This window comes from Bacillus sp. FSL P2-0099 (assembly GCF_038007445.1).
GTDB classification, from domain to species: domain Bacteria; phylum Bacillota; class Bacilli; order Bacillales; family Bacillaceae_G; genus Bacillus_A; species Bacillus_A mycoides.
Genome location: NZ_JBBOXE010000001.1, coordinates 2,126,136 through 2,137,901, shown reverse-complemented (window position 1 = coordinate 2,137,901; position 11,766 = coordinate 2,126,136). Strand labels below are relative to the sequence as shown.

At 34.8% G+C, this 11,766-nt stretch carries 7 protein-coding genes, 1 pseudogene and 1 other annotated feature; of the genes and pseudogenes, 1 reads left to right on the top strand and 7 read right to left on the bottom strand.

The window, feature by feature from the left end; translation table 11 throughout:
* Positions 1-8 precede the first annotated feature (8 nt).
* The 7 genes and pseudogenes from MKY90_RS10950 to aspS form a co-directional block, all read right to left on the bottom strand.
* Positions 9-2,683, bottom strand: a pseudogene (locus MKY90_RS10950) (tetratricopeptide repeat protein).
* Positions 2,684-2,765: 82 nt separating this feature from the next.
* On the bottom strand, positions 2,766-3,038 hold the full coding sequence (locus tag MKY90_RS10945; RefSeq protein ID WP_002158043.1) for a WXG100 family type VII secretion target: 273 nt from the start codon (positions 3,036-3,038) through the stop codon (positions 2,766-2,768).
* 118 nt (positions 3,039-3,156) lie between these two features.
* Positions 3,157-7,167, bottom strand: coding sequence for a type VII secretion protein EssC (gene essC / locus MKY90_RS10940; RefSeq protein ID WP_341091333.1), 4,011 nt, complete (start codon positions 7,165-7,167; stop codon positions 3,157-3,159).
* A gap of 31 nt (positions 7,168-7,198) precedes the next feature.
* Positions 7,199-7,561 carry a hypothetical protein gene (locus tag MKY90_RS10935; RefSeq protein WP_063219638.1) on the bottom strand — a complete coding sequence of 121 codons (363 nt, stop codon included), beginning with the start codon at positions 7,559-7,561 and terminating at the stop codon, positions 7,199-7,201.
* A gap of 28 nt (positions 7,562-7,589) precedes the next feature.
* Positions 7,590-8,363, bottom strand: coding sequence for a hypothetical protein (locus tag MKY90_RS10930; RefSeq protein WP_215598792.1), 774 nt, complete (start codon positions 8,361-8,363; stop codon positions 7,590-7,592).
* Positions 8,364-8,374: 11 nt separating this feature from the next.
* The gene (locus MKY90_RS10925) at positions 8,375-9,139 is read right to left on the bottom strand and encodes a vWA domain-containing protein (RefSeq protein WP_012260832.1); all 765 of its coding nucleotides are present in this window, start codon (positions 9,137-9,139) and stop codon (positions 8,375-8,377) included.
* A gap of 202 nt (positions 9,140-9,341) precedes the next feature.
* On the bottom strand, positions 9,342-10,640 hold the full coding sequence (aspS, locus tag MKY90_RS10920; protein ID WP_341091330.1) for an aspartate--tRNA(Asn) ligase: 1,299 nt from the start codon (positions 10,638-10,640) through the stop codon (positions 9,342-9,344).
* A 120-nt stretch (positions 10,641-10,760) separates the two neighbouring features.
* Positions 10,761-10,972, bottom strand: a binding site (T-box leader).
* A gap of 251 nt (positions 10,973-11,223) precedes the next feature.
* On the opposite strand from aspS, the gene MKY90_RS10915 reads away from it, so the two are divergent.
* On the top strand, positions 11,224-11,703 hold the full coding sequence (locus MKY90_RS10915; RefSeq protein WP_078205522.1) for a hypothetical protein: 480 nt from the start codon (positions 11,224-11,226) through the stop codon (positions 11,701-11,703).
* The last annotated feature ends 63 nt before the right edge of the window (positions 11,704-11,766 follow it).

The following is an 11,766-nucleotide window of genomic DNA, read 5'->3' as shown; positions in this document are numbered from 1 at the left end:
TCCCATCTTTATTGAATCCAGCCGTTTGTTTTCATTTCTGCTAGTTTTTCTTGTGCTGCTCTTACTTCAGCTTCATTTTCATTTGCTTGTACTGTTTTTCTTAAGAAGCGGCTCGCTTCTTCATATTTTTTCTGTTTAATTTTGAACATTCCAAATGCAAAGTTCACATGTGGATCTTCATCATTTTGTGAGTATGCTTCTGTAAAAAATTTCTCTGCTTCATTTCCTTGTCCCACTTTATCGTATAAAATCCCTATATTTACAAGCGTATTTATGTCGCGAGTCCCACTGTTGACAACTCTATTGTAAGCATCCAATGCTTGTTGATACGCAGCATTACTCTTTGCACCATCTCGCGTTTCGTAAAATTGACCAGCTTCATAATACACAATTCCAAGTTGATTTAATAATTCTATATTGTTCATATCTTTTTGAATCGCAGCCTGTAATACTTGAGATGCCTGTTGATAATTCATTTCTTTTTTCGCACTATCAATTAGGTTTGTTTTATTCCAAAGCACATATAAATTTGAAAGTTCAATTGTATATATGGCATTCTTTGAATCTTGTATAATAGCTTCTTTAAAGAAAGACTCCGCTTTGTCTAACTGCACAGTTGCTGTTGATAGTTGCCCTTTTAAATACGAAACAATTGCCTTATCCTCATTGGTTTTCGTACTCATTTTGACAATAACATCTTCTGCTTTTTCAAATTCTTTCATCTTCATATGACTTACAGCTAAATCTCGCATAGCATCTTTTTTATACGGTTCGATTCCTTTTGCATTATTCGCTAATGCTTGTTCAAAATTCAACACTGCTTCTTGATATTTTCCGATGCGGAAATTTGCTGAAGCTAATAAATAGGCAGCTTCATTATTTTCTTTATCAATTTCTCTATCCTTTATTAATTTGGTAATATAATCGATTGCAATTTTATTCTTTCCTTCAGCAACGTAAATTGTTGCTAATTGAAGATGCGCTTCGTCTCTTCCTTTCACTGTAATTGCATGACCAACAGCCTCTTCTGCTTTTGTATATTTTTTATCATGATAAGCTTGTCGTGCTTGTTCCATATATTTTTGATATTTAGCGTTTGTTGTATAGAAATAAAATAACGTTGAACCACCTATAACAACTACTACTATTGAGCCAATAATCAAAATCCGTTTTTTATTCTTTTTCCACCATTTAGAAAAAGCAGACGGTTCACTTTGTTCATGCGCTACTGTAAGTGGTTGATTCGATGCTTTTGCATTTAAAATTTCATCATCTATATCATATTCAACTTGTTTTTTTGTTTGTTTCCGACTCTGTAGAATGCTATTAGGAACTGTAATTGTGGCTGCTATTTCTTGCTGCGGCTGTGTTCCTTGTTCTTCTTTTATCTCTTCAATAATGCTTTCAATTTCCTTTTTTAACGCATGATCAATGTTTGGAAATTGTACGATTCGTGAATAGACGAAACAAGCAAATTCTGCATTGTTTTCTCGTTCCAATTCAGTAGCTAGTTCCAAATAACTTTGTAGTACCTTTTTTGATTTATTTCAGGCTCTTGACTCTCCATAGTTTGAATGATATATGCGAGTTCTTGTTTTAGAGCTGTTGATGGATTAAGTGAATTGAAAATTATTTTATATTCATATAATGCCGCTTGTTTAAGTCCTCTCTCTTCAAATAATCTTGCAATTTCCAAACATTTCGATACAAAAAGAGAATGTTCTTGCGCTGACTGCCTTTCCGCATCAATTTTTATTATTTCTCTTGCGCTATTAAATGCATCGTACCATTGTTCAAAGCTTGGACATTCTGCAAAAGTTTTACTATTCCATGCCTGCTTAAATAACTGTGCAATTTCCCCATTCCATTGATTCTGCAATACTTGCTGAAGTAACGTATATCTTTCGCATTCGGTCTGCATTTCTTCCGTTTTAAAGTAACTTGCATCCGTCCATTTTGTATTTCGTACTTCTTCACTACACCAGCTTAATATTTCTCCTAATAAAATAGCACCAGCAAATCGATCGGCTTCTTTTTGCCATACCCCGCTTTTTAAATACATTGGCGCATAACCCGCTGAACCTGCTGGCAATAACGAAGGTCTTTTACTTTTTGGCCCATACATTTGCTCAACATCAACAAGCTCAATACGGTGTTGACCTTCAATAGGATTTTCACTTAAAAAAGGTATTAGTATGTTACTAGATGACAAGTCATTATGAGCAATCTCATTTTCTTCCATTGTTTTAAGTGTTGTTAGAAATGCTTCTGCAATAAAAAAACATTGCTGTTTTGATAGCATTCGTTGCTCTTGTAAAATATCAGCCCAAGTTGGCCCTTCAATCCAAGGCATCACAATACTATTCGCAAGATCTTCTGACTTTTCAATTACAGATGTATGTTCTTCTTTTGTAACAATGTAACGTGAACATACTTTAAGACCCGCTATAGAAGAAAGTGGTTTTAAAAATACTAATTGATGTTTTTCATCACGATAGCGTTCCTTAAAAACTTTTAATGCGATTCGCTCTACACTATTTTCATGTTGTAGCTGATATACCGTTCCTTGTCTACCTTCTTGCCCATATGGCATATCAATCCCAATAACTGCTGGATGCTTTGCAAAATGATAAGCATCTTTATTAAAAACAATTTTTTCTCCCACTTCTGGTCTGAATCCCATTTTATCCCCTTACTCTCATATGACAATTTTTAAAGAAAAGGCCAGGAACAATAGCTCCTGGCCTTTTGCAATTGCTCTGCTATTAATATGAGTTATCTGCGTTACGGAAGTTAGTAGCAATGTTTTTCAAATCGGCAGAAATGTGTTCTAGAATCGGAATGTATTTTAGCATTTCTTGTCTAGCATCACTAAAGTTCGCTCTGAACTTATCTTGTGTTGCCCCAGACCATTGCCCATTTAAACTTTCAATGTCATTTCCAAGGTTATTGATTTGTTGTTGAGCTTCAGCTGCTGCGTTTGTAAAGCGTCCAGCAATTTGATCAAGTTGTTCAGGTGTAATTTTAATTTGTGTCATCCTGTATTTCCCCTTTCAATCTACTAATATTATAACAATTAGATTATAAACTATATTCATACTATTTTTAAAGGGGTAATTTACAAAAAAATAGTATTTTTTTGTAAATTACCTAATTTTATACTCTTTTTTTAGATTCTAACCATTTCCTAGCAACCTTTTTTGTTAAATCATGTAGTAAATGTAGCGGTGTAAAAGCACATTTTACTTTCATAGGTTGTCTGCGTATAAAATATCCTTCCCCGCTTTGGAATTCTTGATCCATTTCTGTATGCTTAAGCTTTATATTAAAGAAATACACATCATTATTTTGTGTGGTGCCTAATAAATAACTAAAGCTTCGTTTTCTGATTTCCGCAAACCATTTTTCATGTGAATAATTAGTTACACTTGAAGTTGTAGCAGCTGCAACAAAATGGATCCCTTTATTTCTTCCATTTTGAACAATTTGCTCTATTTTATTTTTCGCATCAAAATCAGTAGATAATAACGCCAGCATTTGATCAATATCATCAATAACAATAATAATCCTCGAATATGGAAACTTCATTTTTTCATTTGGATTTAAAGACGGCATGACTACTTCTCTGTTATTTATTACTTCTAGCAACTCATCTAACATTTCTTTTAATTGTATTCCATCTGTAATTCGCTTTTTAACATGAGGTAATTCTCCAAGAGCTAAAATACCCGTTGTTTTTTCGCTTAAATCAATCATGAGTAATTCAATTTCTTCAGGTGCATGTTGATAGGTAAGAGAAAAAATCAGTGTTTGTAATAAAGATGTCTTACCACCTTCAATTCTTCCGCCAATGAAAATATTTGTCATTTCTTCCAATGAAAAGTTTTGCAAGCGAATATCTTCTGTTTCGATACCTACACAAATTTGCGATGATTCTGATTGTTCTAGCATATCTTCAGCAAACAACTGTTTTGGAACCATTGGAATTGATTTCGCTTTCTCTCCAGTCCATGCCCCATTCATTTTTTGAATAATTGTTTTTAATTGCTGAGAATATTCCAATTCATTTTCTCCAATAAAAGGCAATGCTGCTTGAAATAGTTCTGGGGGCTGCCCTTTCGCTAAACCACGTCCAGATGGTACATCAATTAATGGGAAGTTTGGTCTTCCAAGTAAACTATAGTATTCTGTTCTATCTTGCAATTCAAACGAAATCGCCATCGGAATATTGTTACGAACACGGTCAAACATATCATTTGTTTGGTTGAGTGAAAAATGAAAATGAATACCGTACGTACTTGACTCACGTAATAATAGCTCTAAAATTTCATTTTCCTTCTCATACTCACTTCGGAACCTAATATAACCATCTATCATTACAACAATAACTGGAATCTTTCTTTCTACCATTCGGTTATACATCGCGAAAGATTTTGCTCCCACATCAGAAAAACATTCTTTCCGATATGTGACTTCCTTTTTCAAAGAGCTAAACAATCGTTTCATTTTTTCAATTTCGTCTTCTTGTACAATTCCACCCATATGTGGTAAATCTCTAAAGTCTAAAAACATGCGACCAAAATCAACCACATAGAAGTTTACTTCCTCTGGCGTATGAGACAGTGCCAGGGACATAATAATTGTTTGTAAGAAAGTCGTTTTCCCTGTACCTGGCATACCGTAAATATTTAAATGCCCCTCTTGTACATCTAATTTCAAAGGATACTGCGCTTGATTTGCCACATCGTCGATTAATCCTACCGTTAACTGCAATTCATCTTCTCTTTGCTTCCATACATCCGCATTCCAATTCTCTATTTCATAGAATTGATTTAATAATAGTTTCTCTGGTAAAGGTGCTAACCAAGGTCCTGGTAATGCTTTAATATTCTCTTTTTCTGATACGCTCTGTACATATTGAATAAAAGCTTGTAATTGCTTTGGACTATTTGTCATTGGTTTTGGACGCTTCTTCACTTTTATCCTTTCACCCGAAAGCTTAACTTCTGTAAAGTCAACAACATCAAGAACTTTCTCTTCATCTGGATTATAAGGTGCTCCGCTCCATGCAGATTGGAATAATTCCAATACTTCATTGCTACCAACTTGGAGATACCCTCGTCCTGGTACATTGATTTTAGATGCATCTGGAATCTTTAGCATTTCACGACTATCCGCATCATCTTGCACACGTAAACAAATTCGAAAACGTGAGTTACTCCAAATCTTGTCATTTACAACCCCAGAAGGTTTTTGAGTTGCTAATAATAAGTGAACTCCTAATGTCCTTCCTATTGCAGCGACACTAATTAGCTCGTCCATAAATTCAGGTTGTTCCTTTTTCATTTGAGCAAACTCATCAATGACAATAAATAAATGTGGTAAAGGTTCTTTTTCACGCCAACGTGTTTCATAATATTCATCTAGATGTTGGACATTTCCAGCCTGAATGAATAATTTTTGTCTCCGCTCTAATTCTGCCTTTAATGAAATTCTAGCACGCTCAATTAAGTTTGGATCTTCTAAGTTCGTAATAGATGCAATAATATGCGGTAATCCCGCAAATGTGTTTGACATTCCACCACCTTTATAATCAATAAGCATAAATGCCATCTCATGAGGATGATAGGTTGCTGCTAACGCTGCTATTATAGACTGAATAACTTCACTTTTTCCTGATCCTGTTGTACCAGCCATTAGACCATGTGGACCATGCCCTTTTTTCTCTATTTTATCGTGAATATTTAGAAAAACAGGCTTACTTCCTTCTCTTACACCAATTGGAACCGGTAATGAAGTCGGATATCGATTTTCTTTCCATCTCTCTAGCACTTGTAACTCTTCCATTTTCTTAGCTTGAAACAAGTCTAAAAATGTTAATACTTTCGGAATGTTGGCTGCTGTAGAACTTTTCATCCGAATCGGAGCAATGCTTCGCGCTCCTAATTCACATCGTTCGAATGAAAGTCGATCTACTTTAAAACTAACACGTGTTGTCCCACTATTTTCAGCTGAACTTGAAAACGTTTCTACTAACTCACCATTTTCTCCATTTAAGCTTATAACAAGATCACATTCCATCGGCAATCTTTCTCTTTGTTCTGCAAATATAAACGTAGATGCTCCGACACTTTCCCCTTCTCTAAGTAACATTGGGATTAGAGGATCATCTTCTAAAAATTCTCGCGCGGATAAGAAAAAGACATACATTGGGATTAAAGGTATTTTCGCATCTGCCTGTGCAGAGGAATTATAAATTCTACGCATATTAAGTGGTGTGAACAACGCTTCAGCTAATTTCTGAGCGTCTTGTTGATTTGCAGATAGAAAACGCATACTTCTCTGCTCATCCCATACGTGAGGAAGCCATCTCATCCAATCCCACTGTTTTTTCTCCTTCTCATGATAAAAAGCTGCTATTTTCACTTCATTTGGCGCATGATGTGTCATAATTTGCGTCGTTACAATTCGAATAAAGTTCAACCTATCTTCTTTATTTCCAACTACACCAATCACATCATTTTTTTTCAAAGAAATTGAAATATGCCCATTAGGAATTGTAGTAAAATCTCTTTTCACATTTTGTGCTTCTGTAACTAATGGATTTTCTTCGTAACCTTTCTGCTCAGGCACTTTCAACTCTACAAGGAATGGCCTTTCCCCCGTTCCAATACGAATATCTAAAAAATCCGGACTTTCGGGTGTTCGCTCCCATAAGTTACTTTCTTGATTTTCAATTCTTTGCACACTTTTTAAAGGACTTGGATTTTGTGTAATTAAATACTTTGCTTGTTCAACCTTTAACGTATCTAATTCCACTCGGTGCTTTTGAATTTGCTCTAAGTATCTTGTTTGCAATTGTTCAACCAATTGACGGTGTTCTTTCTTTCTACGTAAATGCCCCATCGATGTAAATATATATGACCCTAACATAGGAATACTAGAAACCATCATTAGCGGCATATAGCTTGAATTCATTTTCATAACCTTCATCATCACAAAGTATAATACTAGAGTCAAAATTGTCATCGCCGCTGGCAATATCATCGTTTCAATTGAAAATTTCGGCTCCTCCGGTATATTCGGCGGATCATGAATAATAACATCCCCTGTGGGTATATCTACTTTCACACGCGGAGAGCGTTGAAAATATGGTGATTTTTGCACAAAACATTTCTCCTTCCCCATTCAAAAACTATTACTCAATGATTTTCCATACATAATCTTCTTCACTAGAAGATATATCTGGTTTAACAGGTTCATTATAAACTTCTTCTGCCGATAACATTTCAAAAGAAGGAATAATAGCCCCCTTTTTATATAGCATTACATATTGTCCATCCCAAACATCATTATCTCGCAAAGTTTCATCATTCCGAATAGAATGCCACTCTTCTTTATCTTTTGCCACTTTAATTTCATAGATACTGCTTAATGCTTCATCTATTTTTTCATGATGTAAAATCGCTTCAATAATTTGCACTACTTTTATATCATTAGGAATCGCAATATCTATTTCTTCATTTGATTGTTTTATGTACGTCACAATAATCTCTTCCACGTTTTATTCACCTTTTTCCATCGTGTTGTTACCAAGAAATATCTAAAAATGAAATATCATCGCTTGTCGGCGAGCACTGCGCCCTCTCGATTTCTGCTAAGACTTCCTCAAAATTATACTGCATAAGCGACATAAGTCCGTCTGAATGAATAACCATCCGATTAGCTTCTTCTCTGGATAATGTCTTTGAAAAAACCTCCAATTCGCCACCAATAATGCCACGATGTGTAGACCATCTTTTCTCTATATTTCTCTCAAACTTCATTACATTCAAACAATTCTTCTGCTTTTGAAACAATTGTACAAATGAATCACCATGTACAACTATCGTTATTTGTACTTTGTCTTGATTTGGAATGAGCTCTATTTTCCCACCGATAAACATCGCTTCACTACCTTGTTTTCGCTTTTCTTCTAATACATCGCGAAGTAACCACGGTGTTTCTTCTGGCAATCGAAATGCACTCACTTCCTCTGAAGCTTCTTCTATCCAATTATTTAACTGTTCATCTAATAATGTAGGAATATCCTGTCCACTTTCTTGACACGTTTCAAACAAGTTTAATAACTTCATACCAAGAAACTCTGCAGCAATTTCACCGTGGAAAGACATCCCTACACCATCACATAAAACAAATATGAAACTAGTTCCATTATCTTGAAATACTAAGAAGTCCTGTCCACTCTCATTTAAATCCTGCGTTTCTTTTGCTCTGACATAGCTATATCGATAAGTAAAATGTTTGCTTTTCTTTTCTTGCAATACCGTTTCTTTCTCTTGCGATAGGATATATTTCACCATACTTCTCCCTCCTATCGAACCGGCGTTGCAGCAGACATTTGAAATCCAAGTGATACTAAATCCGCATTTGTACCAGGAAACATCATCACCGCACCATCTGCAATATGGAAACCATATTCAGTCATCATCTCACGATAGCTTTGAGGGATAGGCGATGAAAGTCTTTGCAACTTTGCTCCGTACTCATCCGTAATTTCTGTATTTGGCATAATACCTTGCCACTTCTTTATATTAGTAATTTGGTCTTGCATAATTTCATCTGAAATAAAAATATTTTCAATTAACACATTTCCATCAGGTACAGACATATCCATAATTCTTCGCACAATTAATTCTGGATCTTCACCAGTTGAAGCACCGTCTGTCATATGACAGACCACAGGAGCTGGCCCATCTTGTAAATTTGGTAATTCCATTTGCAATAACTTCTCCACTACAGAGAAAGCTTTTGCTGTATCAGTTAAGCGATGCGTTTGGATTTTTTCTAGTGGGCGCAGTCTTGCTACTTCGTCTATTGTTTTCACCCCACCCAATAGATCAAAAACATGATCGCTATAGGCTAAAATAGATAACTTATACCTTGGAAGCAGGCGACTACCTTTTGTTGAACGAAATACCATTTGGCGAATCGCTAAAGAAAGAGCATCCGTTACAATATCAATTCTTCTTTTTTCTTCTCCGCCTGCATCCATCATTTGATTCATTGATGCGCTTACATCCAGAAGATAGATTATATAAGCTGGTGTTTGTTGTGTTGCTTGAGTTTGATATAACATGTTTCATACCCTTCCATACATTATTATGTGAACTATTTTTATATTCATATTTTATTATAACTTATGAATTTTCTATTTCTCAATTCATTATCAAATTTTCTTGATATAATTTACATATTTTCACACGAAAAAACCATTATCATTCCCTTTAACATATGTTGAAATGCACAAAACCCTTCTATATTATAGAAGGGTTTTAATGTTATGGTATAAGACGTGTACAATCCCTCGGAAAAGCACTCGCTTCTCTTACATTCGATAATTCTAATAGCTTATACACAACTCGTTCTAATCCAATTCCAAAACCACCATGTGGCGGACAACCGTATCGGAATGTATTTAAATAAGATTGAAATTTATCTGGATGTAATCCTTTTTCTTTAAAAGATGCGAGCAACATTTCATGATTATGAATTCGCTGTGCGCCTGACGTTATTTCTAGTCCTTTATATAATAGGTCGAAAGAATCGGTAATCAATGGATTCTCTTTATTCGGCATTGTATACATCGGTCGCGCTTCTTTCGGATAATGTGTAATAAAGACAAATTCACTATTATATGTTTCCTTCACATATTTCCCTAATAACTTTTCACCTTCTGTATCTAAATCCCCAATCGGCGATTCTTTCCGGTATTTATTTTTCAAAATATCTTGTGCTTCTAACAATGTGATTTTAGGAATTTCAGTAATGACAGGTACTTCTATTTGTAATAGTTGTAGTTCTTTCTCGCATGTTTCTCCTACTTGTTGAAACATATATCGTAAAACATCCGTTTCTAATTGCATCACTTCATAAAAATCATTTATAAATCCAAGCTCTACATCTAACGATATATATTCATTTAAATGTCGTGAAGAGTTATGATGTTCCGCCCGGTACACAGGAGCAATTTCAAAAACACGTTCAAGTCCTCCCGCTACCATCATTTGTTTATAAAATTGTGGTGATTGAGCTAAATACGCTTCTTTTTGGAAATATGAAAGCTTAAAAACATTTGCTCCTCCTTCTGCCCCTTGCGAGACAATTTTCGGAGTAAATACACGTGTGAAATCGTTCTCTATTAGAAATTCACTAAAGCTTTGAACGAGTGTAGATTTCACTTTAAATATCGCCGCGATTCGCTCATGTCTTAATGATAATACCCGCTCATTCAATAGTTGATCTAAGCCAACTTGTAACTTCTTCTTATTTATTTCAAATGGAAGTTGTTCTGCACCATTTAATACTTTCACTTCATGAGCAAGTACTTCAACCCCTAATTCTGTTTTCGTTGTCGTTACTATTTCACCAATTACTTGGACGACACTTTCAACATCAACTTTATATCCAGCTAACTCCTTTTCTAATACACATTGAACAACTCCGGTACGATCCCTTAATAATAAAAAACTAACATTGCCTAGATGACGAATCTTTTTTACCCATCCTTGTAGTAATACAACCTTTCCGCTATGCTCCGTACATTCTCGTGTGAGTGAACGCTTCATTATTTGATCCATTATATTTCCCTCCATTAATTTTATTTTTATTTTTATTTACGTTATTGTTATTGTTGTTGTCGTCGTCATCATCCACGTTCACTCACCGCCTTTCAAAGAATACAAAAATCCGCCCCTATAAATAGGGACGGATTTTTCCGCGGTACCACCCAAATTGTCATAATGACCATCTTAGTCCTGATAACGGTAGGTACCGTTTGCTTTTACTAATAATCACGTTCAAAGCAACACTCACAGGTGTCTTTCCATCATGCGGTATCGCAATCTTCCCAGCAACCGATTGCTCTCTGTAGACCCTTACATCATGTACTTTTCCTAATCATCACTTTTTATATTTACAGAGTATTCTATCTCTTTGTTTTATAAAACGCAAGCCCTTTTAGAAAAATATTGCAATTTCTCACTAAAGAGACCCCTTCTAAAGATATGTAATATGAACATTGAACTCTATACAATTATCATTTGACAGCTTAGAAATATTTTATCTTTCTCAAATTCATCCAATTGCGTTTTTTTCATTTTATTACATAAAATCTGTATTTCCCACGCATATTATTATTAAAGTTTTATCGGAGGTGTACATATGAAAAAAACAATTAGTTTCTTTCTCCTATTATTATGCATAGTTGTAGTTAATGAAACATACGCCTATTCACCAAAATCTTTACCAATCTCTCAAAATTCTGATCAATGGCAAGTGAATATTGATGAACCGAAAAAAACAAGTGAAAATATGCTTCAAGCTAAAAAAGATAAATTTCAAACATATCAATTTTCAGTAAAGAATGTTGGAGAAAACGAAGTATATAACGTACAAGTTGAAGTCTTCCGCAATGAACCAAATATGAAAACAAAATACGAACTCTTTTCCCTAAAAGAAGGTCGTCTAGCAAGTGGAAAAACTGGATTTAGACATGCTAACTTCCCTGTTTCTACAAAATCAGATGAGGTTGACGTTATAATCACTTGGCAAGAACACCCTTTCCGCTCGATGCGAAACGGTCAAAAAGTCGAGTCTAGAAAATTTAAAGAGCATTTTGTTTTTAAAGACGCAAAAAAATAAATGGAATGCGTATAAATTCACACTATCATTGATATAGCTTAATTTACTAGTACCAGTTCTTAA

Excerpts from the sequence above, each read along its gene's own strand:
- MKY90_RS10945 (WP_002158043.1), bottom strand. The coding sequence starts at position 3,038 with ATGACACAAATTAAAATTACACCTGAACAACTTGATCAAATTGCTGGA.
- MKY90_RS10930 (WP_215598792.1), bottom strand. The coding sequence starts at position 8,363 with ATGGTGAAATATATCCTATCGCAAGAGAAAGAAACGGTATTGCAAGAA.
- MKY90_RS10925 (WP_012260832.1), bottom strand. The coding sequence starts at position 9,139 with ATGTTATATCAAACTCAAGCAACACAACAAACACCAGCTTATATAATC.
- aspS (WP_341091330.1), bottom strand. The coding sequence starts at position 10,640 with ATGGATCAAATAATGAAGCGTTCACTCACACGAGAATGTACGGAGCAT.
- MKY90_RS10915 (WP_078205522.1), top strand. The coding sequence starts at position 11,224 with ATGAAAAAAACAATTAGTTTCTTTCTCCTATTATTATGCATAGTTGTA.